This window comes from Neisseria sp., assembly GCF_030530745.1.
Classification (GTDB): Bacteria; Pseudomonadota; Gammaproteobacteria; order Burkholderiales; family Neisseriaceae; genus Neisseria.
This window is the reverse complement of sequence record NZ_JAUMUI010000012.1, coordinates 20,917-46,713: the sequence shown is the minus strand read 5'-3', so window position 1 is coordinate 46,713 and position 25,797 is coordinate 20,917. Positions and strand designations below refer to the sequence as shown.

Here is a 25,797-nt window from a genome sequence, read left to right as displayed (position 1 = left end):
AATAATTCCACCGCCCTAATGCTTTTTCAGACGGCCTCAAACGTGGGATGGCGTTGTACGGCGGAGAGCCAGCTTTCCGGCGTTTGAAACTGCATTTCGCCGTTTTCGAGCGACACCGCCACTTGGGTAGTGGAGGCTTTGGTGAGCTTTGCGCCGCTTTCGCTGTCGGAAATGGTGTAGTCGATACGCAGGCAGCTTTCGATTTCCACCACCGCCGCTTCCACGCGGATGTGCCGGCCGAAGCGGGCGGGCTTCACATATTTCAGGTTCATCTGCACCACCGGCCAGCTGTAGCCCTGCCTGCCCATTTCGTTGTAGTCGTAGCCGATGGCGCTCAAAAAGGCACAGCGCGCCACTTCGAGGTATTTCACATAATGGCCGTGCCACACGATGTGCATCGCGTCAACGTCGAAAAAAGGCACTTCCAATTCTATACTGTGGCGGCAATAAATATGTTTAGCCATTGTTTGCGTCGTTCCAAAAATCGTAAAAGTTAAACCATTGCAGCGGGTTTTGCGCGCACTCCTGCGCCAGAATATCGGCAAAGCGCTGTGCCGCAGCGGCCACTGCTTCCCCGCGCCTGCCGCGCTGCCATACGATGCCGTCTGAAAAACGGCGCAGTTTCAGATGATAGCGGCCGTTTTGCCTGATGCAGAACAGCGTGTGCACGCGGGTTTTCAGCAGCCCAGCCAACAGCCAGGCGCCCTGCGGCATATCGGCTCTGCTGCCGAGAAAAGATACCGGCACGGTTTTTTCGCCGCGCACCGGCACGCGGTCGGCGGCCACCGCCAGCCATTCGCCCGCATCGATGCGGCGGTGCAGTTCCATCATCAGCACCGCATCCAAATCGGTTACCTGTATCATCCGGATGCGGTCGGCGCCGGCTTTTTGCAGCGCTTCGTTAAAGATTTCGGCATGGCGGCTGTGCACCAGCACGTTGAGCTTGAAGCCCCGGTGCTGCGACACCAGCGCGCGGCACACTTCCACATTGCCCACGTGCGAGCACACGAAAATCTGCCCGCGCAGGCTGCGGTCGTGCATAAGGGCATATACGCCGTCCGGATCCTCCACCACCAAATCTTCGTAGCGGATTTTGCGCTGCCACACGGCGAAGCGGTCGCACACCGCCACGCCGAACGCCACAAACTGTTTGAACACGGGCAGCCGCTGCGGCAGCACAGCATCGGGAAAGGCCGTCTGAAGCCTTGCCTGGTAACGCGCGATATTGCGCCGCGGCTTGGGCGCGGTGGCGTAAAAATACAGCACCACAAACCAGATGCACGGATTCATCAGCCACGCGGGCAGGTATTTCACCATCAGCGTGGTGATGCCCAAAAACAAACGGTTGCCGCGTTCGTTTTGCGCCGCCCAGTGCTCGGAAGTTTTTTTATTTATAGCTTTCAGACGGCCTCCACAACTTCCCCCGCAAACGCCGCCACACCATACCGCAAAACAGGCGGGCGTGCATTTTGCTGATTAACACATTGTCTTCAAAAGCGCGGAAATGCGACATGCCGCCCTCGGCGTATTGCACCGGCGTTTTCACCCACACCGGCCTAACCCCGCGCCAATAGAGGCGGATTAAGATTTCGGTGTCGAAATCCATGCGCTCGCCCACATGCTCTTCGCGCACCACGGCCAGCGCGGCGGCGAGCGGATAGAGGCGGAAACCGCACATGCCGTCTTTGATGTCGGTTGACCAAGTATGCACCATATTCCAAAAATCGGTGATTTTGCGGCCGTAAAGCCGCGCTTTGGGCGCATCGGCGCCGTATTGCGGCCAGCCGCACACCACCGCTTCGGGGTTTTGCGCGGCGGCGGCCAGCAGCTTGGCGGTGTCGTCCAAACAATGCTGCGCATCGGCATCCACCTGCAACACATGGGTGTAGCCGTGTTGTTCGGCATAAGCCAAACCGTCTTTCACCGCCGCCCCCTTGCCTCCGTTGGCTGTGCGGTACAGCACCGCCACGCCTTGCCGCCGCGCCGTTTCTTCCAACACCGGCTTGCAGTCCGCCCGCGAACCGTCGTCAACGATCAATACGTCCAAACCGAAAGCGCGCACCGCTTCGGCCACCCGGGCGACGGTGGCGGGGTGGTTGTAGTGGGGGATGAGGGCTAGGGTTTTCATATCCATTATTTGTTATACCGACAATGCCTGTCTGAAAAATACATTATTTATAGGGTTATGGGAAAGGCTTACCGACAGTCGGAAACGGCATGATCAAAACAACAATCGTTTTGCCCTCTTCCCAACCCTCCCCACAAGGGGATAGTAGATTTGCAGAACATTATATTGTTCAGACGGCCTCAAACGCCCCAAACACAATCCGCCCCGAAGCGCATGCCGCTTCGCCGTTTTCCAGCTTAAACGTTAATTTGCCTTTTTCGGCATCGTATTTCAGCTCGGCAGACACGGTGTCGTTCGGGCGCACGAACTGCTGGTATTTCAGGTTTTCCACGCGCACGATGCTGCGGCAGCCCCAGTCGAAGCGCGCGGCCAAATCACGCACCCACTGCAATTCGATTACGCCGGGCACCAGCGGAAAATTGGCGAAGTGGCCGCCGAAATACGCCAAGTCCAGCGGCACGCGGCCCTCAAAGCGGTAAACACTGGGGGTTTCAGACAGGCATTCCCGCCATTCGGGCGCGGTTTGCGCCTGCGTGAAGGCCGTCTGAAAATCGGCGGCGGTGATTTTCGATTGCGCATTGCGCGGCAGCCCGGCGGCAAACCGCCAGTAGCGCGGCAAGGCGACGGTATCCTGCGTGGCAGCCAAGTGCGTTTTCAGCGCAGCGGCCACCTGCCCCCTGCCTTTCTCCCGCAAGGCTTCGATGCCTGCGGCATTCAGCGCCGCCCACACGGCCACCCGCTTGTGCTGCGGGTGCGGGGCGCAGAAAGCGTCGGCCACCCATTCGTGGGCGAGCAGGTCGTGTTCGATTTGGTTGAGCGACACGCGTTTGTCTTCGAATTTGATGATGCGGTCGCGGCGGCCGAGCAATAAAAAGCCCTCCGCCTGCGGCTCGATTAAATCGGCGGTTTGGAAGCGGCCCGCCGTCCACGGCGATTCGGCCCACAAGGCTCCGTCTTTGTTTTGGCCGACGGCAACGGCGGCAAACGGCCGCCATTCCCGCCCAAACCGGCGCGAGGCGATCACGCCGGTTTCGGTGCTGCCGTAGATTTCAAAAGGCCGCACGGCGTGTTGTTCCAATAAATCGGCAGTGGCTTCGGGCAGCACGCCGCCGGCCGACACGATGCCCGCCACCCTGCCCTGCAAGGCCTGCCAGTTGCGCGCTTCGCCCAAACGGTTCAGCACCGCCGGGCTGGCGATCCACAGTGTTTTTTCATAAGCGGCGGCCGCGGCCAGCAGGGTTTCGGGATACACATTCTGCGGCCGGTCGAGCGTCCAGCCCATCGTGAGCGGCAGCGCGAAACGGAAAGTGAAACCGTACATATGCTGCGGGCTGACGCTGCCGATAACAACGGGGTTTTCGCGCGCAAACGGCACGGCTTCGGCCAGCGCCGCCGCTTCGGCCTCCATCTGCGCGGCGGTTTTCACCATAATCTGTGCTTCACCGCTGGATCCGGATGTTTTCAGACAGGCTTCCGAATCTGCGGCAATCTGCCAATCGGCCGGGGTTTCTGTTTCGGGCGGCACGGCTTCCAACAAGGTGCGGATGTCCCAAACTTGATTTTCGAGGCCGTCTGAAAACGCTTTTTCATGCGGCGCATCGGTCAGCCAGACATCCGCCGTGCCGCCCCAAGCCGCGTTTTCCCGCGCCAGATTCGGCGGCAGCAACACCCGCGCGCCCGCGTGCCACGCAGCCAGCACCGCGCAAGCAAACAGCGCGGCGTCTTCAAACCACAAGGCGGCGGTTTGCACGCGCTGCGCTTTCAGACGGCCTGAAATATAAAACACCGCACGGTTGAAATCGGCACGCGTCCAAGCGGGATTGGCGGCGGTTAGATCGCCTTGAGGCAAAAACGGCGAAAGAATTTTAGTAAGTTTTTGAATAACCATTATATTTTTTTATAAAAATTGGAATAATGCCTTTAAAAAGTTCCGAATACCGAACCGTTTCCGCGCAGAAAAATACCTTTAATTTGCCTTAACAACCGCTTTTCAAAAAAACGGCCTGTTTTTTCGTTTGTCATTATAATATCCGAATATTGAAATTTTATGTCAACATTTAAAACACAGTGATTTTTTAATTTAACAAATATATTTTTATAAACTGTAAATTTCATTTTTATTAGGGAGGTAATTATGGAACTTTATTTCAAAACCGCTTTGGTGTTCGCACACTTCATTTTGGCAGGCATCGTACTTGCCAAAGTGCTGCACACCGATTTCCTGCTGCTGAAAAATTATACGGTTCCGTTGGGAAAGCCCGTAATCGAACAGATCGGCAAAACCAAAAAAACGGCGGTATGGGGGCTGGCGGGTCTGATTGCTACAGGCATCGCGCTGGTGGTATACGGCATATTGACCATGCCGGGTTATTTCGACAATCCCAAACTCTGGGTCAAGTTTATCTGTGTTGCCGTTTTGACGCTGAACGGTTTTTTAGTCCACCGCTTAGACCGTCATGTCAAAGAAAATACGGTATTGGCCGATTTCCCCTACAGGTTGTCGGTACAGGTTTCCATTGTGGGCGCCCTCAGCTCGGCCAACTGGATTTTTGCCTGCTGGCTGGGCATAGCCCGCGCATGGAATAAAAACATGCCTTTTGAAGAAGTGCTCGGCCATTACGGCTTGGTGCTTGCCGCCGCACTTTGCATCAGCATGGCAGTCAATATCCGTTTTACCCAGATACAGAACCTGTAATGTACGGCCCGGGCGTAGGGCGGCTGCAAAGCCGTTCTGCCCTGCAGGCAACAGCCATTCTCACCCGTACCGGTTTTGTCAGGAAGTTTTCAAACTTCCCGGGCTCCTTTATTATCAGACGGCCTCAAACCTTCAGCACGGTTTTGCGGTAAATCCACTCTCCCGCAAACAGCACGCCCATCAAAACATACGAAACGATGCCGGTATAAAGCGCCCACCAGTCGTGCCTGCCCGACCATGCCAGCAGCGCGGCGGCGGCGGCGTTGAAGATAAAAAAGCCGCACCAGATTCGGGTAACGCGGCGGGTGTGGCGCACGCCTTCGGGCGGCAGGTCGGGATGTTGCAGGCGGGCGAGGCGCTCGATCAGGGTTTGCTCGGCAAACAGGCTGGCACCGAACACGGCAAGCATCAGCAGGGAAACCGCCACGGGATACCAATACATGGAATCAGGCCGTCTGAAAATAATAACGGCGGCGAAAAAAGCGGCCAACAGCAGCGACACGGCGCGCTGGGCGCGGGTTTTCTGCCAAACGGCGCGCACCAGCCACAGGCCGCACATGGCGGCGGCCAGCCATAAAAAGATACCGTTGTCGCGGCCGTAATACCACAACAACGGGTAGAAAATGCTGACAAGCGCCAAAAAAATCCGACCGAAGGCTTTCATTTCAGACGGCCTCATAATGTATCGTTAAACTACTTGTATTTAGTACCCGTTTCGTCATACTCAGGCCAAGCCCGAGTATAAGGTATGTAATTTTTCTTAAGCCGGTTGGCTGTAAAAATCAGGCCGTCTGAAAGCGGGCGGGTTCAAACGGCCGCCGGTATTGCCGTTATGCCGAACCTGCGTCTTTGCGCAACACGGCCTGCACCACATCTTCCACGGTGCGTACGCTGCGGAAATCGTCGGCTTGCAGTTTGCGGCCGGTTTCGCGTTTGATGTGGTCGATTAAGTCGATGGCGTCGATGCTGTCGATTTCCAAATCTTCATAAAGATTGGTTTCGGGCGTGATGCGTTCGGGTTCGATTTCAAACAGGCTCACCAAGGCATCGGTAAGGATGGTGCGGATTTCTTGTTCGGTCATCGTTCGCTCCTTCACACTTGGCGGCTGCGGATAAAGTCGGCCAGGGTTTGAACGCTGGCGAAATGCTCGCGCAGGTTGTCTTTTTCACCGTCGAGCTGGAAGCCGAAGGTTTTCTGCACGGCCAAGCCGAGTTCCAGGGCATCTACCGAATCCAGCCCCAGGCCGTCGTCGCCGAACAGGGGGGCATCGGTTTCGATATCTTCGGCTGTGATGTCTTCCAAGCCCAGGCTGTCGATAATCATTTGTTTGATTTGGGTTTCTAAAGTCATGTCGTTTCTCGCGTGAAATAGTCTTGCAAATAAGCGTTCAACCGCCGTGCGGCGATGGGCAGCGGCTTTTCGGCCAGCCAGTCCTGCGGGTTGATGTCGCTGCCGACGGTAATTTCGTAATGAATGGTACGGGGTGGGATTTTATACCACGGCTGGCCTTTTTTAAAATTCGGCGGGTTCATTTTAATGACCACAGGCGTAATGACGGCGGCGCTGCGCAACCCGATGGATACGGCGCCGCGGTGCAGCTTAATCTGCCCGTCCCAGCCCGTGCGCGAGCCCTCTGGAAAAATCAGCAGGCTCTGCCCGCTTTTGAAAACGGCATCCACCTCTTCCATCATTTCCAGCGATTCGTCGTTGGGAATGTAACCGGAGGCGAGAATCTGGCTTTTCATCGAGGGGTTGCCCAGCAAATCTTTTTTCACGATGCAGTTGATTTCGGGCACATGGCCGACCAGCAGCACCACATCGAGCAGCGAGGGGTGGTTGGCCAGCACCAGTTGGCCCGGCCTGCCGAGTTTTTCCAAGCCGTTGAAGTTCACGCTCAACACGCGCGACCACACCAGATATCCGACAAACCGCCTCCATACGCCGCCGATCAGCCGCCGCGCCTTCATCTGGCGGGCAGTATCGTTGCGGGTGCTTTTCAGGGTGTAGGGCAGCAGCACGATTTTGAACAGCACGCCGAACACGCCGAACAACACAAACCCGAACAGCGTGGCGAAAAAACGGCGGTAATAATCCAATGTTTTCATAAGGTTTTCTGCCACAACCAGCGGCGTGTTCCGAAACGTCTGGTTTCTTCACGGCTGTTTGAAAGCATAAAACGTATCCAGTCTAATGCGCCCCAATACGGTTCGCCGCCGGTTTCTGGCGCATTATCGGAAAAAAGCGACAGCGTGTATTGCCGGCCGGGCTTCACCACCATGGCCAGCGCATAAGGCATGGGCGCGCGGTCTGACGCTACGGCGTATTTCTCGAGCAACGGGTCGTCGGCCACCACCACTAAAACATGCTCCGCGCCTTCTTGCAGCAGGGCATAAGCTTCGGCCAGCGCGGTTTCCAAGCCGTCGCAGCCCACCGCCAGCGCGGTGCTTTCGGCCATATCCTTGCGCAGCACAGACCACTGCCCTGCCTGGGCGTTGTGCACCGACAGGCCGAACGAAGTAGGCGATACGGATTGGGTTTTCATCAGTTCCAACCACAGCTCGAAACTGCGGTTCAACTCGCCGTCGTGCGAGGCAAACACCAGTGGGGCGGCGGGATATTGTTCGGCCAGATTCCATGCCGCGTCGCACATCAGGCGGGCGGCTTTGCCCAAACGCCGGCGCTGCATGGCAGGCAAAAAAGCCAGCCCGGGTTTATAATCGGGCAGGCCGTCTGAAAAAGCAGCGTCTGCCGCCCATTGCCTCCAGGCGTCCAAGCCCGCCACACGATCCGACGAAGCCTGCCATGCGGCAATATCGAAAGAAAAACGGCAGTGTTCGGTGGAATCCATCACTATTTCCGGCAAATGAAATCTGCTCATTTTAACCTAAGGGATTACCAAAAAACAGCAATGCAATATAATCGGCTTTATCCTGCTTTTAAAATGATGTTGTCTTATCACGCGAAGCACTTATGAACACTCCCCTCACCTGCCCCATTACCGCCGTTGCCCCGCTGCTGCCGCACAGCGGCCGCATGGTGCTGCTCGACTGCATCACCGACTACGGCGAGAGCCACCTCACCGCCACCGCCACGGTGGGGGCAGACCATATCCTGTTGCAAAACAACCGCCTGCCCTGCTTTTCGGGCATGGAAATCATGGCGCAGGGCATAGGCGCGCTTGCCGGCTGCCACGCACACAACACCGGCCAACCGATACGGCTGGGCTTTCTGCTGGGTACGCGCAAACTGAACCTGTTTGCCGACAGCATTCCCGTGCATACCGAGCTGCTGGTCAAAGTGCAGGAGTCGGTGATGGATGCCGCCGGCTTCGGCGTGTTCGACTGCGCGCTCTACTGGACCGACGCGCCCGAACACGAAAAGCACACGCTGCCGGCCGACGGCCTGCTGGTGCAGGCGTCGCTAAACGTTTACAGCCCGCATCAAAACAATCAGGCCGTCTGAAACGTTTATATTTTTTCAGACGGCCTCAACAAAACCAAAGGAAAACGCATGAACGAAACCATTCTGATTACCGGCTCCAACCGCGGCATAGGCAAAGCCGTCGCGCTGGCGCTGGCGGCCGACGGCTACGACATCGTGGTGCACTGCCGCAGCCGCCGCAGCGAAGCCGAAGCCGTGGCTGAAGCCGTCCGCGCACAGGGCCGTCAAGCGCGCGTATTGCAGTTCGACATTGCCGACCGCGCCGCCTGCCGCGAAGCGCTCAGTGCCGACATCGAACAACACGGCACCTATTACGGCGTGGTGCTCAACGCCGGCCTCACCCGCGACAACGCCTTTCCCGCCTTTGAAGACGACGATTGGGACACCGTGCTGCGCACTAATCTCGACGGCTTCTACAACGTGCTGCACCCGTTGGTGATGCCGATGATACGCCGCCGCAAAGCCGGCCGAATCGTGTGCATGGCCTCCGTTTCCGGTCTCAACGGCAACCGCGGCCAAGTGAACTACAGTGCCTCGAAAGCCGGCGTTATCGGCGCGGCCAAAGCGCTGGCTGTGGAGCTTGCCAAACGCAAAATCACCGTCAACTGCGTGGCGCCCGGCCTAATTGATACCGAGATTGTGGATGACAACGTGCCGGTAGAAGAAATTTTAAAAGCCACCCCCGCCGCCCGCATGGGCACGCCCGAAGAAGTGGCACACGCAGTACGGTTTCTGATGGACGAAAAAGCCGCCTACATTACGCGGCAGGTGATTGCGGTTAACGGAGGTTTGTGCTGATGAATACACGCAGAGTGGTGGTTACAGGCATCGGCGGCATCACCGCCTTTGGCCGTGATTGGGCAAGCATTCAAGCGGCCTTTGCCGCCGGTAAAAATGCCGTACAGCATATTGATTGGTCGGAACGCTTCCCCGAATTGGAAGCGCAACTGGGCGCGCCGATTGCGCATTACGAACCGCCCAAACATTGGACACGCAAACAGTTACGCAGCATGGGGCGCGTGTCGCAGCTGTGTGTCGATGCGGCCGAGCAGGCGCTGCACGATGCCGGTTTACTTGGCGACGAGCGCATCAAAGATGGTCGCATGGGCGTGGCCTGCGGCTCGTCGTCGGGCAGCCCCAAAGACATCGGCGACATCGGTGAATTGCTGCTTACCGGCAGCTCGCGCAATTTCAACGCCAACACTTATGTGCGCATGATGCCGCACACCACCGCCGCCAATATCGGCATTTTTTTCGAGCTGACCGGCCGCATTATCCCCACATCGAGCGCGTGTTCTTCAGGCAGCCAAGCCGTCGGCTATGCCTACGAAGCCATCAAATACGGCATGACCGACACCATGCTCGCAGGCGGCGGCGAAGAATTTTGCGCTTCGCAAGTGTATGTGTTCGACAGCCTTTATGCCGCCAGCCGCCGCAACGCCGAACCTGAATTAACCCCGCGCCCCTACGACAGCGGCCGCGACGGTTTGGTGATTGGAGAGGGCGCAGGCATTTTCGTGCTCGAATCGCTCGAACACGCCCAAGCGCGCGGCGCGAAAATTTATGCCGAAATCGTGGGCTACGGCGCCAACAGCGACGGCAGCCACGTTACCCAGCCGCAGAAAGCCACCATGCAGCGCTGCATGGAACTGGCCTTGCGCGACGCAGGCATCTGCCCCGAACAAGTGGGTTATGTCAACGGCCACGGCACGGCCACCGAAAAAGGCGACATCGCCGAAACCCAAGCCACCGCCGCCTTGTTCGGCCGTGTGCCCATGAGCTCGCAGAAAAGCTACTTCGGCCACACCCTCGGTGCCTGCGGCGCGCTGGAATCGTGGTTTTCCATCGAAATGATGAACAGCGGCTGGTTCGCCCCCACCCTCAACCTCGACAATATCGACCCGCTGTGCGGCGGCGTGGACCATATACGCGGCGAAGGGCGCGAAATCCTCACCGATTATGTGGTCAACAACAACTTCGCCTTCGGCGGCGTGAATACTTCGCTGGTGTTCAAACGCTGGCGCGGCTGATTGCTTTAAAAAGATTGCAGGCCGTCTGAAAATAATTTTTCAGACGGCCTGTTTTCATTATGTGTCGTCCTGTGTATTGAAACATCGGTAAAGCCGGCCGAACCGGACTTCAATCTGAAATTGCAGAATTCAAAAATCCGCCCCGCCTGAAGCCGTTTCAAGCAGGGCGGAATCTTTGGCCGTTTTGCCGCGCCGTTACAGTTTATCCGCCAAACGGCCGTCGGCCATGGTCATCACCCTGTCGAAGCGGCCGGCCAATTCGTCGTCGTGGGTAACCACCACCAAACTGGTGCCCAGCTCGCTTTTCAGCGCCAGCATCATATCCAGCACATTTTGTGCGTTTTTGCGGTCGAGGTTTCCGGTAGGCTCGTCGGCCAGCAGGCACTTGGGGCGGGTAACCAGCGCGCGGGCGATGGCGGCGCGCTGGCGCTCGCCGCCGGAAAGTTCGCTCGGGCGGTGCAGCATACGCGCTTTCAAGCCGACTTTTTCCAACATTTCCGCGGCCTGCGCTTCGGCTTCGGCTTTCGGTTTTTTGCCGATTAAAAGCGGCATCATCACGTTTTCCAACGCCGAAAATTCGGGCAGCAGATGATGGAACTGATACACGAAACCCAAATAACGGTTGCGCAAATCGCCCAACTGTTTCTGGTTCAGCCTGCCCAAATCGTTGCCCATCAGGTTCACGCTGCCCGAGGTGGGCATATCCAAACCGCCGAGTATGTGCAGCAGCGTCGATTTGCCGCTGCCGGAAGCGCCGATAATACTCACGCTCTGCCCTTCGCCCACTTGCAGGCTGAGGCCGTTGAGCACCTGCACGTTTAATGCGCCGTCGTTATAGCTTTTAGCTACCCCGTTGCAGCCCAACACAATATTATTCATAACGCAAAGCCTCCGCAGGTTGGGTTTTTGCCGCCCGCCAGCTCGGATACAGCGTGGCGATAAAGGCCAATAACAGCGAGATAGCGGCAATCACCAGCACATCGTCGGGGTTGACGTCGCTGGGCAGGTAGTCGATAAAGTAAATCTGCGAATTAATCAGCTGCATGCCGAACAAATTTTCAAAAAACGCCACGATGCGCCCAACGTTCACACCCAGCAGCACACCGCAAACCACGCCGATCAGGGTGCCGAAAAAGCCGGCAAACGCACCCTGCACCATAAAAATTTTCATCACACCCGCAGGCGGCAGGCCCAGTGTGCGCAAAATGGCGATATCGGCCTGCTTCTCGGTAACGGCCATCACCAGAGACGACACCAAATTAAACGCCGCCACAGCGATAATCAGCGTTAAGATGATGAACATCATGCGTTTTTCCAATTCCACCGCTTCAAAATAGCTGCGGTTGGAAAACGTCCAGTCGCGCGCCCACACCTTATCTTTCTGCGCCTGCGGAATCAGATTGCGGGTAAACGCGGGCGCATTCTGCGGATCGGCAAGTTTGATACGCAAACCGCCCACGCCGTCGCCCAAACGGTAGAGCACTTGGGCGTCTTTGATGTGCGTCATAGCCAGCGAGTTGTCCACTTCGTACACGCCCGTTTTCACAATACCCACCACGTTGAACTGTTTCAGGCGCGGCACCACGCCGGCGGGGGTAACGTTGCCTTCCGGCGTAATCACGGTAACTTTTCCGCCTTTTTCCGCGCCGAGTGCCTCGGCCAAACCTTCACCGAGAATAATGTCGAACCCACCCGGCTTCAAATCGTTGAAACTGCCCACCGGCATATCTTTGCCGTAATCCACCACGTTTTTTTCTTCCTCGGGCAACACGCCGCGAAGCTGCACGCCGCGCACATCGCCGGAGTTGGCCAGCAACGCCTGATCGGCAACATAGGGGGCGGTGGCCAAAACTTCTTTGCGCCCTTCTACATATTTGCGCAGGCTTTGCCAGCTCTCGCCGTTACCCATGTCGTAGTAGCCCACTTCGGCGTGCGGCGCCACATTCAGAAGCTGGCCGCGGATTTCTTTCTGAAAACCGTTCATCACCGACAGCACAACGATCAGCGCGGTTACGCCCAATGCAATGCCCGCAATCGAAATCATGGTAATAAACGACATAAAACCATTGCGCTTTTTGGCTCTGAGGTAACGCAAACCGATCCAAGTTTCTAAAGAAGCCATGTGCAGAAGCACCCTCTATCCAATTAAAATGCGCGCATTGTACCTTATTTACCGCTAAACTTCTTTAAGAAGGGTAGGCGCTTTGCCAATAAACGCACGATTGCGCTAAAGCGGGGGATTGTAAAACCTGGCCAATGCCGCTCAAAAGTGAAGCCTTTGCAAAGTTTTCCCGAGGCCGTCTGAAAAATATCCGGATAACGTTACACCCGAAAACAAAGAGAAAGCGTTGCAAGTTCGTAGCTTATAAAATGCGTCATGCCCGGGATTGACCCGGGCATCTTTTTGTTTCAACGGAAATAACAGATACCCGGGCAGCCCGGGCATGGCGAAACATAAATAAATTCAGGATTAAATTCAATCCACTATAATTTTTTTCAGACGGCCTGAACAACTTGCAGAAATTCCGGCCGCTGTGTTTTAACGCAAACCTTGCGGCACCTCGGGGGCGCTCAGGCGTTTCAGCTTGGTGCCGTCCAAATCGATTTCCGCACCGAAACGGCTGCTGCCGCCGTTCCAGTCAGCCACGGCCTGTTGCAGGGCTTCGCGGCTGTCGGCAACGAAGTTCCACCAAATCACGGTGGGGTGCGGCAGCGGCTCGCCGCCCAAGAGCATGATGTGGCTGCCGGCTTCGCCTTCGAGCGTAAACGGTTCGGCACCGCCGGTTTCGATAAAGGCCAGCTCGTCGGCGGCAAAGGTCTGCCCGCCCACGCTGATGCTGCCGGCAATCACCAATACGCCGTATTCCCAACCCGCTTGTGCGGGAATGCTGATGCGTGCGGATTGGTCGAACTGCATGTCCACACCCACCAGCGGGCTGTGTTGGGCAGTGGGTGCGGTATGGCCGCCGAAGCTGCCTGTAGTCAGCACATGGCGCACACCGTTTTCCTGCCATTCGGGCAGCTCGGGATAGTGTTGGAAACCGGGTTCTATTTCTTGGTTCATCGGCAGTGCAATCCACAGCTGCACGGCGTGTAGTTCCTTGATGCCGTCGGGCGTTTGCTCGGTGTGGGCGATACCGCGCGCACTGCCGGTACCGGCGGTCATCAGGTTGACCTGCTTGGGGCGGATCAGCTGGCGGAAACCCAAACTGTCCTGATGCCACACTTCGCCAGCCAGCATCCAAGTGAAAGTTTGCAGATTGGTATGGGGGTGGGCGCCGACCTGAAGGCCGTCTGAATCCGCCGCAAATTCGGCGGGGCCTGCGTGGTCGAGAAAACACCACGCGCCGATGGTGCGGCGGCTGCCTTGCGGCAACAGGCGGGCGACGGGGATGCCGCCGACGTCTTTGGTTTTGGCGGTGAGTTTTTCGGTGTTCATCGATATTCCTTTGATTGGGTTAAATACCTGGCAGCCCGTTAAAACAAGCCGGATAGTCTTTATAAGCCGCTTAGGCCGTCTGAAATGCGTGGCTTTTCACCCGCCGCTTTTTCAGACGGCCATGCCGCTTCGCTTTCATCAGGCCACTCCACCACTTCGCCGCGCATCAGCGCCTGCATCATGGCGGCGGTTTCGGCGTCTTCCTGCTTGGCCACGTTGAGCATTTCCTCGTTTTGGAAGATTGCGTCTTCGGGATTGTAGAGCGGCGCCATTCTGGCCACGCGGGCGCGGTCGCGGTGGAAATAGAAACGGCTGATTTCGTCGGCCTTGCTTTTTTCCATGCCCAACACTTCGAGCGCTGTGCGGCCGGTGCGCACGGCGGAATCAAAGGTTTCGCGCACGGCGGCATCCGCACCCGTCCGGTGGAGTTTGAAGGTGTGGATGCGGTCGTAGGCGCGGGCGATGATTTTGAGGTCGGGGTTGATCTTGCGGGCAAATTCGACGATATGCAGCGCCTGTTCTTTATTGTCTATCGCCACCACCAGCAGCTGCGCCGTTTCGATGCCGGCGGTAAACAGCAGTTCCGGCCGCGAGGCGTCGCCGAAATAGGTTTTGACACCGTATTTGTTCATGCCGTCCACCATCACCGGGTCTTTGTCGATAATGGTTAACGGGTAGCCGCACATACGCAGGATGTCGGTGGTAATCTGGCCGAAACGCCCCATGCCGATCACAATCACCGCTTTTTGTTCGTGAATTTCATCATCTTCGCGATCCGCACCCTGCTGCTTCAGGCGCGGGGCGAGGTATTTGCCGTGCAGAATCAGAAACAGCGGCGTCAGCGCCATCGACAGCACCACAATCGCCGTCATATTGGCATTCACGGTGGCATCAATCACTTTCTGCGAAAAAGCGGCCGAAAACAGCACGAAGGCAAATTCACCGCCCTGCGCCATCATCACCGCACGCTCCGCCGCTTCGGCGCGGCTGCTTTTCGCCGCCCGTGCCACCAAGTAAATCACCGCCGCCTTGGCCGCCATCAGGGCCAACACACCCGACACGATAATCTGCCAGTTTTGCGCCACCACGTTCAAATCCAGCGCCATGCCCACGCCGAGGAAAAACAGGCCGAGCAACAGGCCGCGGAAAGGTTCGATATCCGCTTCGAGCTGGTGGCGGAAGCTGGATTCCGACAGCAGCACGCCCGCCACAAACGCCCCCATCGCCATCGACAGGTCGCCCTCTTCCATCAGCAAGGCCGCGCCCAACACCACCAACAGCGCCGCCGCCGTCATCACTTCGCGCGCTTTCGATTTGGCCAGCACGCGGAACAGCGGGTTCAGCAGCCACAAACCGGCCGCCACCAGCACCGCCACCGATAATGCCGCCGTGCCCAGTTTCAGCCACACCGAGCCGGTTTCGGCGGCCTGCGCCGGATCATGCGGCGCAAGAAAAGACACAACCGCCAGCAGCGGCACAATCAGCAAATCTTCAAACAGCAGAATAGACACCATACGTTGCCCGCTGCGGCCGGCCAGCTCGTTGCGCTCGCCCAATACCTGCATCACAATCGCCGTGGACGTGAGCACAAAGCCCGAAGCGCTCACAAACGCAACCTGCCACGAAAAACCGAACGCCATGCCCACCAAAGTCAAAATCAAGGCGGCCAGCACCACCTGCAGGCTGCCCAAGCCGAAAATCTGGCGGCGCAAAGCCCACAGATGCGAGGGGTTCATTTCGAGGCCGATGATGAACAGGAACATCACCACGCCCAATTCGGCAACATGAATAACCGCCTGCGGGTCGTCGAACAGTTTCAGGCCGAACGGGCCGATAACCAAACCTGCCGCCAGATAACCGAGCACCGAGCCCAGCCCCAAGCGTTTGAACAAAGGCACGGCAACCACCGCCGAGCCGAGCAGGACAACCATTTTAACCAGTTCGCCCGCACCTTCTGCCGCCATAAAAATACTCCGGAAAATTAAAGAAAAAAAGCCACATTTTACCCGACTCAGCACGAATCGGCCGAAGCTTTTGCAAAACCTCAGGCCGTCTGAAATATCGGCACCGTCATACTCGGGCTTGACCCTAGGGGCTGTTGACAATTGGCCGGCGAAGCGGTTTTTTTGAGGCAAAAATCCGCGTATGCAAGGCAAAAAGCGCAGCAAGGTTGGACACCTTGCGAGCATTTTTAACGCAGCAGACGGGGTGTTTTGGCCAAAAATACCGCCGTTGCGTTGAATGTCGACAGCCCCTAAGATAACTTTGCAAAGGTTACAGGCCGTCTGAACTTTCAGACGGCCTGTCGGTTAATGCCGGTTAAATTAAAATTCCAGCTCGGCTTTCAGCCAATAGGTGCGCGGCATGCCTACCACGGCAAAGCTGCGGTCGAATTGGCCGCGCTGAACCTGCCAGTAGTTTTTGTTGAACAGGTTTTCCACCGATCCGCCCACCGTTAAGGCGTTATTGCCTTTGAGTTTGGTTTTGTAGCGTGCACCCACGTCTACCAGGGTGTACGACGGGAACGAGTAAGCCTTATCGGTGCGTTGGTAGGATTTGCCGAAATGCTGGATATTGCTGTTTAAGGTCAATCCCTTAACAAACGGTGTATCCCATTCGACGCCGGCTTTCGCGATAACTTTGGGGTTGGCGACTTGTACGCCGTCAACCAACATATCGCGGGAGTTCGGATAGTTTTTGACTTTGGATTGCAGATACATAATGCCCAAGCTCGGACGCAGGGTTTTGTCCAGCAGATTGGCGTAAGTGTTGAACTCGATGCCGCGGTTGCGTTCCATACCTTGTTGGTCGCCTGCCGCACCGCCTGCTGCCCTGTAGGCTGCAAAAGCGGTGCCGCTGGTGGTATTACCCCGCCAGTAACCCGGACGTTTGATTTGGAAGGCATTCAGCGTGGTTACGACATCGCCCCAGTTTTTGCGTACGCCGACTTCAAACTGGCGGCTTACGCGCGGTTTCGCCATAGTGGTATTGCCGTCGTCATCGGTTTTGATGTCGGCAGGTTCGAGGTCTTCCATATAGTTGCCGTAAACGACCAAATCGGGCGAGGGAACCCATGTCGCCATAAACATCGGGCTGAAGCGTTTGGAATCGCCGCTTTGAGCTTCTTTTTTGTCGGTGTGTTCGACGGCTTGGAAGCGCCCCCCCAGAGTCAGGCGGTATTTGTTGTCAACAAAGCCCAAGGTGTCGGACAAAGCCAGGCTGTTTACTACAATATTGGCATCGAGGTTCGCTGTGCTTTCAGAGGTGGTCGGATAGTCGGGAAGGAAAGACGCCAGTTGTGCGGCAATATCACCGTTCGCATCAACCCTCGCGCTACTGCGTCCTGCCGCCGAGCCGCGCACTGTCGCACGCTGGCGGACGATACGGTCGAAAGCGGTACTCCAATTGTGTGTTACCGGACCGGTTTCAAATTCACCGCGTGCAGACAGATTCATGCTCAAAGTGCGGAAATATTGGTCGGTCAAGCGTGCCGTACCGGTATTGTAGTCGTAGGCCCGCGCCGTAGTTCTGCCATCGGCATTGGTATTTTGCGTTTCGGTACAGGTGCTGGCGGCATTCAGACATACGGTCGGTGAAATCAGCGTGCCGTAGTAGCGCGCTTTGTTGTAGCCGATGCCGCCGGTAATTTGGGCATTGTCAAACGCGTCCCATTCGAAGGTCAGCATATTGGTCTGACCGACGGTGTTCTGCCAGTTCCACGCAGGCAGCAGGTTGGTTTTGCCGTCAGGTGCGTCAAACAGGCGCGCTTGCAGGTTTTGGATATCCTGCATACGCGCGCGTCCGCCGTTGGTCTTGCGCTTCGCGTAAACCGAATCGAAGGCGACACGCAGTTTTTCGCCGCGATAGTCGGTGTTGAATGCAAATTCTTTGGCGTCTTCACTGTAACCGTCGCGCGGGGTGTCGCCGTGGCGCAGCTTGCCGTTTACACGCACGCCGAACTGTTTGTCTCCGCCGAAGCGTTGTCCCAAATCAAACGTGCCTTGCGCGCGGCTGTCGCTGAAATAACCTACGCCGATTTTACGGTTGCCTTCGTCGGCGGCTTTTTTGGTTTCGATATTCACCGCACCGGATACCGCGCCTTCGGGATCCATACCGGTAACGGCGGTGGAGGCGCCTTTAATCAGCTGCGCCGAAGCTACCTGCACGCCGGACGTGCCCTGCGTGCCGTACATGCCGGCCAGGCCGTTCACGCTGAACTGGCGGGCATCCAATTGATAACCGCGGAAATACAGCCCGGTGAGCGTGTTGCTTTCGCCGCCGAACTGCCAAACGGAAGCATCTTTTTTGGCGACGGCATCCACCAAAGTGCGCGCTTCGGTATTGTTAAGGTTTTTTTCATCGTAATTCACCACGGTAACCGGCGCGGTAAAGGCATTGGCCTTGCCGAGCAGGCCCAGATTCACGCGGTCGCGCAGATCGCCGTCGCTGGCGACGGAATAAGATTTTACCGCCCTGCCCTTCACCGTTACGGTTTCGATTTCAGCATTTTCGGCTGCAGCGGGCACGGCGGGTGTATCGGCATAAGCCCACGCCTGCAAAACCAGCAAAGGCAGCAAAGCGATTTTATGTGTCTGTTTTTTCATAAATGTATTCTGCTTAAATTAGATAAAGTGAAATAGGGGAAAAAACCAATTTTGAGAATTATCTTCACTCGTATTGATTTGGCGTATTATAATTCGAAATCTTTCGTAATACTGGAAAACGGTTTTGTAAAAACTTTCAATTTGTTGTTTTTACTTAACAAATATCCGTATTTATATTAACGTTGCTTACTTTTTAACCCATATGGCCGATAACTTCCGCCCTGAACTACCGTTATATTGCGGAAAATGTTTACCGGCTGTAAAAGGCCGTCTGAAAAATGTTTCAGACGGCCTTTCACGGTGCAATTCAAAACATGGAAAAATGGCAGATCGAACTCAACGGCAGCCCGATGTGGCTGCTGCAAACCTTCGGCGGCGTGATGGCCTCTTTGGTGCTGATTGTTTTTCTGACGGGCAAAACCCGTTTCGGCAAACAGTTTTGGTATATCCTGCGCCCCTGCATCGATAAAAAAAGCGGCGCCAAAACTGCACTGACGGTTACGCTGATGGTATTGCTGCTGCTCACCGAAATCCGCCTGAACGTTTTAAACACCTTTTTCTACAACGGCCTATACAGCGCCCTGCAAGATGCGAAAGCACAGGCGTTTTGGTTTTTTGCGCTGATTAACGCGGGCGTGGTGCTGATGCGCACGTTCAACGGCATCGTGAACGATTTTCTCGATCAGGCACTGGCGATTAAGTGGTCGGAAAAATTAAACGCCGTGCTCACAGAACGCTGGCTGGCCGATAAAAACTATTACCGCCTGCAAATGCGCCGCCACGCGCCCGACAATATCGACCAGCGTATCCAGCAGGATGCGCAGGAATTTATCGCTTCCACCATCGAATTTATCCGCGGCATGCTCAATTCGGTGATTTCGGCGATTGAATTTACCATCGTTTTGTGGGGGCTGTCGGGCATTTTGAGCCTGTTCGGTTTTGAAATCCCGCGCGGCATGGTGTTTTTCGTGTTTGTGTTCGTGCTGCTTTCCACCGTGGCGGCAATGTGGATAGGCAAACCGCTTATCCGCCACAACTACGACAACGAAAAACTCAACGGCGACTACCGCTATTCGCTGGTCCGCGTGCGCGACCACGCCGAGAGCGTGGCGTTTTACAACGGCGAATGGCGCGAACGGCAGCAGCTTGGCGAACGTTTTGCCGCCATTATCCGCAACCGCTGGAAAATCGCCCGCCAAAGCGTTACCTTGAACGGTTTCAACGACCTGCTTACACAAGGCGTGCAGCTTTTGCCGCTGATGCTGCAGGCTCCGCGCTTTTTCGCCGGGCAGATTAAAATCGGCGATATGCACCAAACCGTGCAGGCGTTTAACCGCCTGCAACGCGCTTTATCGTTTTTCCGCAACTTCTACGAAAAATTTACCGCCTACCGCGCCCGTTTGGAGCGTTTGAGCGATTTTCTCACCAGCGCCAACCAAATCAAACAAACCGGCACGCCGCAGATTAACGAGGTTTCAGACGGCCTCTCGCTCGAAAATGTAACGCTCTTCCGCCACAACGGCAGCGTGCTGCTGGGCAATTTAAACGTAAGCATCAGAAGCGGAGACGCGCTTTTGATACAAGGCCCCAGCGGCTGCGGCAAAACCTCGCTGCTGCGCACTTTGGCGGGTTTGTGGCCGTTTGGCAGCAGCGGCCGCATCCAAAGCCCTCCCCACGGGCAGACCATGTTTGTGCCGCAACGCCCCTACACCCCGCAGGGCAGCCTGCGCCAAGCCGTGTGCTACCCCGATATTGATCCGCACCACCCCGGGCTGGAAACCGCCATGCGGGAATGCCGTTTGGAACATCTGCTTGAAAAACTTGATCAGGAAGACGACTGGCAGCACAAACTTTCACCGGGGGAACTGCAACGCGTGGCTTTCGTGCGCATTCTGCTGGCATGCCCGAAACTGATACTGCTCGATGAAGCCACTGCCGCGCTCGACGAACCGACCGAAGCGGCACTTTACACCCTTATCCGCAAACGCCTGCCTGAAAGCATGATTATCAGCATCGGCCACCGCAGCACGCTGGCCGTGTTCCACAACCGCCATATGTTTGTGGGTGAAGCGGCCTGCGGCTGAGGCCGTAAAAAACACAGCCGGGCCGCCTCATTCAAAAGGCTTTTTCTGCCAATAAGGCCCTCCCTCTTTCAGACGGCCTTTAAACACACCACCCCCGCCGCCCAATTCAAATACCAGCGCCCCCGACAAATCCGTCCGCAGCAATTCTGCACCGTGTGCCCTCACACGGTTTTGCACGGCGGCGGCGGGATGCCTGTAGGCATTGGCAAAACCGCTTGAAGCAACGGCATATTGCGGCGAGACGGCATTGAGAAACGCGCCCGCCGATGAAGAATTGCTGCCGTGATGCCCCAGCACCAGCACTTGGCTGTATAGGCCGGATCCGTATTTTTCCACCAGCTCCAATTCGCCGCGCCGCCCCAAATCGCCCGTTATCAGAAGAGCCTGTCCGCCCGCCACCACACGCAAAACACAGCTTTGGTCGTTATCCTGCGCCGTTTCATTTTCAGACGGCCTCAAAAACTCAAAGTGCACACCGTCCCACTGCCATTGCTTTTCCCGGCAAAGCACAGCCTGCGGGTAGAACTGCGGCTGACCCGCCAAAATTTCACGCGGTTTTTCAGCGCGTGCCAATACCGTAAAACCGCCGTCGTGATCGGCATCGTGGTGCGACAGCACCAGCATGTCCAAACGGCGGACTCCCGCGGCATTCAAGTTGGGCAGAATCTGCGCGGCCGCCGCCGTTTCGGTGCCGGTGTCAAACAGCAGATTGTGGTTGCGGGTTTGCATCCAAACCGACAAACCCTGCCCCGCATCCCACACGGTAACGTTCAGGCGCCCTTGCTGCGGCACATTCGGGCGGTAAAACACAAAACCCGCCAACACCAGCCACGCCAGCGGCTTCCAGCCCGAACCGCGCGGCAGCAGCACGATTAGCGCCGCCACCGCCGCCAGCGGCAGCAACAGCGGCGGGGAGGCCGCCACGGCATATTCGGGAGCGTTTTGTGCCACCCATTGCACCAGCCGCAGCGTATATTCGCCCGCCGCAGCCGCCAGCCACTGCAAAGGGGCAAACGGCAGCAGCGAAGCGGCCAGCGCCAGCGGCACCAGCACCCACGAAAACCACGGAACCGCCGCCGCGTTTACCAACGGGCTCAACAGCGGCAGCGAAGCGAACAGACTGCCCAATGCCACCACCGACACCACCGTTACCGCCCATTGCGCGCGCACCGCCACCCGCAGGCCGCGTTCGTTCAGACGGCCTGCCGAAACCCACAACAATGCCCCCACCAAACCGAACGACAGCCAAAACCCCGCACTCAAAACCGCAGCCGGGTCGAACAGCAACACCAACGCCAACGCCTGCCACCAGCCTGCCCAAACCGACGCGCCGCTGCCCCGCCACCACGCCCACGCCAGCGCCAGCAGCATCAGCACGCTGCGCCGGGTCGGCACCGAGAACCCCGCCAAACCCGCATAAAACACAGCAGCCGACAACCCCGCAACCAGTACCCAGAGGCGCGGCGTTTTCGGCACAAACGGCAACACGCGCAACCCGTATTTCATCAGCCAGCCCGCCAACACCGCCACCATGCCCACATGCAGGCCTGAAATGCTCACCAAATGGTTCAAACCCAACGGCCGGAACGACTGCCACGCTTGTCCGCTCAAAGCCGACTGCTCGCCTATGCTCAAAGCCCGCATCAGGCCGAGGCCGTCTGAAAAATCATGCCCGTGCGTATTTGTGTTCTGCCAGCGGCGGCTGACATGTTCCCGCCACCGCAGCAGCAACGGTGGCCCACCGCCCGTTAATGCCTGCCGCTCTTTGCCGATCGTGCCCACGCCGCCGATGCCGCTGCCCAACGCCCACGCCTCGCGGTTGAAGCCGGTTCGGTTTACCTCGCCTACCGGCGGCCGCACCCGCGCCTGAACCTGCCAGCGGCTGCCTGCCGGCCAGTCGCGCAACCGGTAGTCGGACAGCTGCAGGCGGTAATGCCGTCCGCCGCCGTCCACCGCTTTTGCCGTAAAACGCACCCGTTTCTCGTCGCGCTGCGGCAAATCCGCCACTTCGATTGTTAAGGGTACCGGTGCCGTCTGAACCAGCGGCCATTGCTTATCAAGCGCAGACTGTGTGCGCCAGATGCCGTATAAAGCACCGCTCAAGCACAGCAGCAGCCACGCCGCCGCCCGAAACCGCCAAGCCAGCGCCAGCAGGCACAACCATGCCGCTGCCAATACCGTCCACGACGGTACGGCAGGCAGGGCGAACGAAGCGGCAACGCCCGCCGCCCACAACGGCAGCCACGGTTTCGGCATAATTATTTCATATAAGATAATAAATAAAGGTATTATATGGACCGTATGGGTTATCGGCAACCGGCCGTCTGAAAAAGATACTCGGGTCAAGCCCGAGTATGACGGGATCTTTGCAAAGGCCTCATGACATGCAGCCTTTCTTAAGCTGATTGGCCATAAGACAAAGGCCGCCTGAAATATTTCAGACGGCCCTTTATCAAAAACAAATTTAAAAACGTTTAAACCGCTTTAAATCGAGGCGTTCACAAACGCAACCAATTGGCCTTTGGCCAGCGCACCCACTTTGGTGGCGACGTTTTGGCCGTTTTTAAACACCATCAGCGTGGGAATGCCGCGCACGCCGAATTGCGACGGGGTTTGCTCGTTTTCATCAATGTTGATTTTCACCACTTTCAGACGGCCTTCAAATTCGGCGGCCACTTCGTCGAGAATCGGTGCAATCATTTTGCAGGGGCCGCACCACGGTGCCCAAAAGTCCAGCAATACGGGCACGTCGGATTTCAATACGTCTTGCTCAAAGCTCGCGTCGGTAGCGTGTACGATTAAGTTGCTGCTCATAATGTGTTCCTCTTTGCGGTGAATGAAGGTTCATACGGTTGGTTAATGTGGCGTAGCATATGGCCTGAACGGCAAAATTTCAAGAGCCTGCATGTATCAATAGTTTTTGTGTATAGTCGGCATCGGGTTTGGCAAACACTTCTTCCAGCACACCCTGCTCCACCACCTGCCCGTCTTTGAGCACCATCACGCGGTGCGACAGGGCGCGTATCACAGCCAGATCATGGCTGATGATTATCAGGCTCAAACCATGCCGCTGCTGCAAACCGGCCAATAATTCAAGAATCTGCTGCTGCCACTGCACATCAAGCGCGCTGGTCGGCTCGTCGAGCACCAGCACCTGCGGCCGCACGATGATGGCGCGCGCAATCGCCAGCCGCTGCCGCTGCCCGCCGGAAAACGCGTGCGGGTAGCGTTCGAGAATATCGTCGGGCAGGCCCACCTGCTGCAACACTTCCACCACACGGCGGCGCATTTCGGCGTTGTCCGTATCGGGCGCATGCACGCTTAAGGCTTCCGAAACGATTTCAAACACGTTCATGCGCGGGTTGAACGCACCGAACGGGTCTTGAAACACCATCTGCACGGCTTTGCGCGATTGCTTGTTCCATATTTCGCCGTTGATTTTCAGACGGCCCGTACTTTCCATTAAGTGCATCACGGCTTTGGCCAGCGTGGTTTTGCCGCTGCCGCTCTCGCCGATCACGCCCAGCGTTTCGCCCGCTTTCAAATCGAACGACACCGGCGAGAGCAGGGTTTTCTGCCGCTTTTTAAACCAGCCCGCGCGCTCGGGAACGGCCACGCTGATGTTTTCGGCTTCCAACACCGTCGGCGCGCCGGCCGGCAGCGTTTGAACCTGCCGCACCGCGCCTGCGTTAAGCAGCATTTTGGTGTATTCGTGCTGCGGGTCGGCGAACACTTCCGCCGCCGCCCCCTGTTCGACAATCCGCCCGTGGCGCATCACCGCCACATCGTCGGCAAAGCGGCGCACCAGGTTCAAATCGTGGCTGATGTAAACCAAAGTCATGTTATGGGCGGCCTGCAAGCGCGAGAGCAAATCAAGAATCTGCGCCTGCACTGCCACATCGAGCGCGGTGGTCGGCTCGTCGGCAATCAAGAGTTTCGGCCCGGCCGCCACCGCCATGGCAATCATCGCCCGCTGGCGCTGCCCGCCCGAAAGCTGAAACGGGTAGGCAGAGGCTTTTTCTTCGGGCTGCTGTATGCCCGTTTCGGCCAGCAGCTCCACCGCCCGCGCCCATGCCTGTTTGGCGTTCAAACCCAGATGCAGCGACAGCACTTCGGCAATCTGTCTGCCCACGCGCATCACCGGATTGAGCGCCGTCATCGGTTCTTGGAATACCATGCCGATTTCTTTGCCGCGCAATTTCTGCAATTGGCGCGGGCTTCTATCAAGCAGGTTTTCGCCGTTGAAGTTCAGACGACCTGTTAACGACACGGCAGGATTCAGCCGCATAATGCCCTGCGCCAGCACGGTTTTGCCGCTGCCGCTTTCCCCCACCAGCGCCAGCTTGCGCCCCTCGCGAACCGCCAGATTGATGTTGTGCAGCACTTGGCGGCCGGGGAAAAACGCATTCAGGTTGTCGATTTCGAGAATTGGGTTCATAAGCATTATTTTTCAGATGGCCGTTTGTGCCGGATATTTGCCGAAAAATCAGGTCGGGTTTTGAAAAACTATTTCAAAAAAGCCGCCGCCACGGCCACCACCGTCATCGCAAACAGGATATTGCGCAAGGTTTCTTGCGGGAGCTTCAGCGCAACCTTTACGCCTATCACCGAACCGGCGGCACTGCCTGCCGCCAGCACCAGGCCGACATCCCACCAAACCTGCCCTCCGGCAACAAACACCGCCAGCGCCACCACGGTAAACGCCAATGTACACACCAACTTCAATGCATTGGCACGCAGCAGGTTGTAGTGCAGTACTCCGGCCAAAACAGGCAGCAGCAAAAACGCAACGCTGGCTTGGGCAAACCCGCCGTAGACACCAGCGGCAAACAGCAAAGCCGATGCTCCCCGCGTTTCGGCCACTTTCTTCTCTTGCGCGCCTTGGGGCGGCAGCAGCAATTGCGGTTTGAGAAAGGTTAAGGTGGCCACGCCGAGAATGCAGGCCAGCAGCGCCGGCTTCAAAATTTCATTGGGCAGCACCGAAGCCGACACCGAGCCGGCCAGCCCGCCCGCTGCCGTCGGCAGCAGAATCCCGCGCAAATCATGGGTGGGCAGCGCGCCCGCTTTTCTGAAGCCGCGGATACCGGCCAGAGATTGGAAAAATACGCCGACGCGGTTGCTGCCGTTGGCGATGTCGGGCGGCAAACCGAATGCCATCAGCAAAGGCAGGATCAGGTTGGAACCGCCGCCCGCCAAAATATTGATGATGCCTGCGGCAATACCTAAAACAGCAACAGCCAGATAGTGCCAAAGGGTCAATTCCATGTTTAAAAACTTTTCAGACGGCCTGATACCGTTCAAACCTTTATCGTTTTTTGAACCATTTGCACGCCCCTCGAGCCCGGCGTAAAAATTAAAACCGTTTTCTATAACGG

Annotated in this window: 23 protein-coding genes; 5 read left to right on the top strand and 18 right to left on the bottom strand. The window is 57.1% G+C overall.

From position 1 onward, the window contains the following. Positions 1-26 precede the first annotated feature (26 nt). The 4 genes from Q3970_RS06180 to Q3970_RS06165 form a co-directional block, all read right to left on the bottom strand. The gene (locus Q3970_RS06180; RefSeq protein WP_303099723.1) at positions 27-464 is read right to left on the bottom strand and encodes a thioesterase family protein; all 438 of its coding nucleotides are present in this window, start codon (positions 462-464) and stop codon (positions 27-29) included. Continuing rightward, on the bottom strand, positions 457-1,395 hold the full coding sequence (locus tag Q3970_RS06175; protein WP_303099738.1) for a glycosyl transferase family 2: 939 nt from the start codon (positions 1,393-1,395) through the stop codon (positions 457-459). The genes Q3970_RS06180 and Q3970_RS06175 overlap by 8 nt, the downstream gene beginning before the upstream one ends. Next, positions 1,388-2,128 carry a glycosyltransferase family 2 protein gene (locus tag Q3970_RS06170; RefSeq protein ID WP_303099722.1) on the bottom strand — a complete coding sequence of 247 codons (741 nt, stop codon included), beginning with the start codon at positions 2,126-2,128 and terminating at the stop codon, positions 1,388-1,390. The genes Q3970_RS06175 and Q3970_RS06170 overlap by 8 nt, the downstream gene beginning before the upstream one ends. A 169-nt stretch (positions 2,129-2,297) precedes the next feature. Beyond that, the gene (locus Q3970_RS06165) at positions 2,298-4,016 is read right to left on the bottom strand and encodes an AMP-binding protein (protein WP_303099721.1); all 1,719 of its coding nucleotides are present in this window, start codon (positions 4,014-4,016) and stop codon (positions 2,298-2,300) included. A gap of 246 nt (positions 4,017-4,262) precedes the next feature. Here Q3970_RS06165 and Q3970_RS06160 point away from each other — a divergent pair, with 246 nt between their 5' ends. Continuing rightward, on the top strand, positions 4,263-4,823 hold the full coding sequence (locus Q3970_RS06160; protein WP_303099720.1) for a hypothetical protein: 561 nt from the start codon (positions 4,263-4,265) through the stop codon (positions 4,821-4,823). A gap of 124 nt (positions 4,824-4,947) precedes the next feature. On the opposite strand, the gene Q3970_RS06155 is transcribed toward Q3970_RS06160, so the two are convergent. From Q3970_RS06155 to Q3970_RS06135, 5 genes are all read right to left on the bottom strand, one after another. Further along, complete coding sequence (locus tag Q3970_RS06155) at positions 4,948-5,487, bottom strand: hypothetical protein (protein WP_303099737.1); 540 nt, start codon at positions 5,485-5,487, stop codon at positions 4,948-4,950. A gap of 166 nt (positions 5,488-5,653) precedes the next feature. Continuing rightward, the gene (locus Q3970_RS06150) at positions 5,654-5,905 is read right to left on the bottom strand and encodes an acyl carrier protein (RefSeq protein ID WP_303099719.1); all 252 of its coding nucleotides are present in this window, start codon (positions 5,903-5,905) and stop codon (positions 5,654-5,656) included. An 11-nt stretch (positions 5,906-5,916) separates the two neighbouring features. After that, on the bottom strand, positions 5,917-6,174 hold the full coding sequence (locus Q3970_RS06145) for a phosphopantetheine-binding protein (RefSeq protein WP_303099718.1): 258 nt from the start codon (positions 6,172-6,174) through the stop codon (positions 5,917-5,919). Next, complete coding sequence (locus tag Q3970_RS06140) at positions 6,171-6,929, bottom strand: 1-acyl-sn-glycerol-3-phosphate acyltransferase (RefSeq protein WP_303099717.1); 759 nt, start codon at positions 6,927-6,929, stop codon at positions 6,171-6,173. The genes Q3970_RS06145 and Q3970_RS06140 overlap by 4 nt, the downstream gene beginning before the upstream one ends. After that, on the bottom strand, positions 6,926-7,672 hold the full coding sequence (locus tag Q3970_RS06135; protein WP_303099716.1) for a beta-ketoacyl synthase chain length factor: 747 nt from the start codon (positions 7,670-7,672) through the stop codon (positions 6,926-6,928). Before Q3970_RS06135 ends, Q3970_RS06140 begins: the two co-directional genes overlap by 4 nt. Positions 7,673-7,794: 122 nt before the next feature. Here Q3970_RS06135 and Q3970_RS06130 point away from each other — a divergent pair, with 122 nt between their 5' ends. From Q3970_RS06130 to Q3970_RS06120, 3 genes are read left to right on the top strand one after another with little or no spacing between them, the layout of a single operon-like run. Continuing rightward, on the top strand, positions 7,795-8,286 hold the full coding sequence (locus tag Q3970_RS06130; RefSeq protein ID WP_303099715.1) for a thioester dehydrase: 492 nt from the start codon (positions 7,795-7,797) through the stop codon (positions 8,284-8,286). Between the two features lie 48 nt (positions 8,287-8,334). After that, positions 8,335-9,063, top strand: coding sequence for a 3-oxoacyl-ACP reductase FabG (fabG, locus tag Q3970_RS06125; RefSeq protein ID WP_303099714.1), 729 nt, complete (start codon positions 8,335-8,337; stop codon positions 9,061-9,063). Continuing rightward, complete coding sequence (locus Q3970_RS06120; protein ID WP_303099713.1) at positions 9,063-10,295, top strand: beta-ketoacyl-ACP synthase; 1,233 nt, start codon at positions 9,063-9,065, stop codon at positions 10,293-10,295. Before fabG ends, Q3970_RS06120 begins: the two co-directional genes overlap by 1 nt. 195 nt (positions 10,296-10,490) lie before the next feature. Here Q3970_RS06120 and lolD read toward each other — a convergent pair whose 3' ends face one another. The 5 genes from lolD to Q3970_RS06095 form a co-directional block, all read right to left on the bottom strand. Further along, a complete protein-coding gene (gene lolD, locus Q3970_RS06115; protein WP_303099712.1) occupies positions 10,491-11,174 on the bottom strand; it encodes a lipoprotein-releasing ABC transporter ATP-binding protein LolD in 684 nt (227 codons plus the stop codon). After that, on the bottom strand, positions 11,167-12,417 hold the full coding sequence (locus Q3970_RS06110; RefSeq protein ID WP_303099711.1) for a lipoprotein-releasing ABC transporter permease subunit: 1,251 nt from the start codon (positions 12,415-12,417) through the stop codon (positions 11,167-11,169). The genes lolD and Q3970_RS06110 overlap by 8 nt, the downstream gene beginning before the upstream one ends. Positions 12,418-12,834: 417 nt before the next feature. After that, on the bottom strand, positions 12,835-13,734 hold the full coding sequence (locus Q3970_RS06105; protein ID WP_303099710.1) for a pirin family protein: 900 nt from the start codon (positions 13,732-13,734) through the stop codon (positions 12,835-12,837). A gap of 59 nt (positions 13,735-13,793) precedes the next feature. Further along, a complete protein-coding gene (locus Q3970_RS06100) occupies positions 13,794-15,698 on the bottom strand; it encodes a monovalent cation:proton antiporter-2 (CPA2) family protein (protein WP_303099709.1) in 1,905 nt (634 codons plus the stop codon). A 360-nt stretch (positions 15,699-16,058) separates the two neighbouring features. Next, on the bottom strand, positions 16,059-18,338 hold the full coding sequence (locus Q3970_RS06095) for a TonB-dependent siderophore receptor (RefSeq protein ID WP_303099708.1): 2,280 nt from the start codon (positions 18,336-18,338) through the stop codon (positions 16,059-16,061). Positions 18,339-18,652: 314 nt separating this feature from the next. Here Q3970_RS06095 and Q3970_RS06090 point away from each other — a divergent pair, with 314 nt between their 5' ends. Beyond that, complete coding sequence (locus tag Q3970_RS06090; RefSeq protein WP_303099707.1) at positions 18,653-20,422, top strand: ABC transporter ATP-binding protein/permease; 1,770 nt, start codon at positions 18,653-18,655, stop codon at positions 20,420-20,422. A 27-nt stretch (positions 20,423-20,449) separates the two neighbouring features. Here Q3970_RS06090 and Q3970_RS06085 read toward each other — a convergent pair whose 3' ends face one another. The 4 genes from Q3970_RS06085 to Q3970_RS06070 form a co-directional block, all read right to left on the bottom strand. Then, positions 20,450-22,678: a DNA internalization-related competence protein ComEC/Rec2 gene (locus Q3970_RS06085; protein ID WP_303099706.1), complete on the bottom strand. Its 2,229-nt coding sequence runs from the start codon at positions 22,676-22,678 to the stop codon at positions 20,450-20,452. Between the two features lie 228 nt (positions 22,679-22,906). Then, complete coding sequence (trxA, locus tag Q3970_RS06080) at positions 22,907-23,236, bottom strand: thioredoxin TrxA (protein ID WP_085366690.1); 330 nt, start codon at positions 23,234-23,236, stop codon at positions 22,907-22,909. Between the two features lie 79 nt (positions 23,237-23,315). Next, positions 23,316-24,860 carry an ABC transporter ATP-binding protein gene (locus Q3970_RS06075; RefSeq protein ID WP_303099705.1) on the bottom strand — a complete coding sequence of 515 codons (1,545 nt, stop codon included), beginning with the start codon at positions 24,858-24,860 and terminating at the stop codon, positions 23,316-23,318. 68 nt (positions 24,861-24,928) lie between these two features. After that, positions 24,929-25,687, bottom strand: a complete 759-nt coding sequence (locus Q3970_RS06070) for a sulfite exporter TauE/SafE family protein (RefSeq protein ID WP_303099704.1) — start codon at positions 25,685-25,687, stop codon at positions 24,929-24,931. Between the last annotated feature and the right edge of the window lie 110 nt (positions 25,688-25,797).

Bases quoted from the DNA above. Each gene is read 5' to 3' on its own strand.
- Q3970_RS06180 (WP_303099723.1), bottom strand. From the start codon at position 464: ATGGCTAAACATATTTATTGCCGCCACAGTATAGAATTGGAAGTGCCT.
- Q3970_RS06170 (WP_303099722.1), bottom strand. From the start codon at position 2,128: ATGAAAACCCTAGCCCTCATCCCCCACTACAACCACCCCGCCACCGTC.
- Q3970_RS06165 (WP_303099721.1), bottom strand. From the start codon at position 4,016: ATGGTTATTCAAAAACTTACTAAAATTCTTTCGCCGTTTTTGCCTCAA.
- Q3970_RS06160 (WP_303099720.1), top strand. From the start codon at position 4,263: ATGGAACTTTATTTCAAAACCGCTTTGGTGTTCGCACACTTCATTTTG.
- Q3970_RS06155 (WP_303099737.1), bottom strand. From the start codon at position 5,487: ATGAAAGCCTTCGGTCGGATTTTTTTGGCGCTTGTCAGCATTTTCTAC.
- Q3970_RS06150 (WP_303099719.1), bottom strand. From the start codon at position 5,905: ATGACCGAACAAGAAATCCGCACCATCCTTACCGATGCCTTGGTGAGC.
- Q3970_RS06145 (WP_303099718.1), bottom strand. From the start codon at position 6,174: ATGACTTTAGAAACCCAAATCAAACAAATGATTATCGACAGCCTGGGC.
- Q3970_RS06140 (WP_303099717.1), bottom strand. From the start codon at position 6,929: ATGAAAACATTGGATTATTACCGCCGTTTTTTCGCCACGCTGTTCGGG.
- Q3970_RS06135 (WP_303099716.1), bottom strand. From the start codon at position 7,672: ATGGATTCCACCGAACACTGCCGTTTTTCTTTCGATATTGCCGCATGG.
- Q3970_RS06130 (WP_303099715.1), top strand. From the start codon at position 7,795: ATGAACACTCCCCTCACCTGCCCCATTACCGCCGTTGCCCCGCTGCTG.
- fabG (WP_303099714.1), top strand. From the start codon at position 8,335: ATGAACGAAACCATTCTGATTACCGGCTCCAACCGCGGCATAGGCAAA.
- Q3970_RS06120 (WP_303099713.1), top strand. From the start codon at position 9,063: ATGAATACACGCAGAGTGGTGGTTACAGGCATCGGCGGCATCACCGCC.
- lolD (WP_303099712.1), bottom strand. From the start codon at position 11,174: ATGAATAATATTGTGTTGGGCTGCAACGGGGTAGCTAAAAGCTATAAC.
- Q3970_RS06110 (WP_303099711.1), bottom strand. From the start codon at position 12,417: ATGGCTTCTTTAGAAACTTGGATCGGTTTGCGTTACCTCAGAGCCAAA.
- Q3970_RS06105 (WP_303099710.1), bottom strand. From the start codon at position 13,734: ATGAACACCGAAAAACTCACCGCCAAAACCAAAGACGTCGGCGGCATC.
- Q3970_RS06100 (WP_303099709.1), bottom strand. From the start codon at position 15,698: ATGGCGGCAGAAGGTGCGGGCGAACTGGTTAAAATGGTTGTCCTGCTC.
- Q3970_RS06095 (WP_303099708.1), bottom strand. From the start codon at position 18,338: ATGAAAAAACAGACACATAAAATCGCTTTGCTGCCTTTGCTGGTTTTG.
- Q3970_RS06090 (WP_303099707.1), top strand. From the start codon at position 18,653: ATGGAAAAATGGCAGATCGAACTCAACGGCAGCCCGATGTGGCTGCTG.
- Q3970_RS06085 (WP_303099706.1), bottom strand. From the start codon at position 22,678: ATGCCGAAACCGTGGCTGCCGTTGTGGGCGGCGGGCGTTGCCGCTTCG.
- trxA (WP_085366690.1), bottom strand. From the start codon at position 23,236: ATGAGCAGCAACTTAATCGTACACGCTACCGACGCGAGCTTTGAGCAA.
- Q3970_RS06075 (WP_303099705.1), bottom strand. From the start codon at position 24,860: ATGAACCCAATTCTCGAAATCGACAACCTGAATGCGTTTTTCCCCGGC.
- Q3970_RS06070 (WP_303099704.1), bottom strand. From the start codon at position 25,687: ATGGAATTGACCCTTTGGCACTATCTGGCTGTTGCTGTTTTAGGTATT.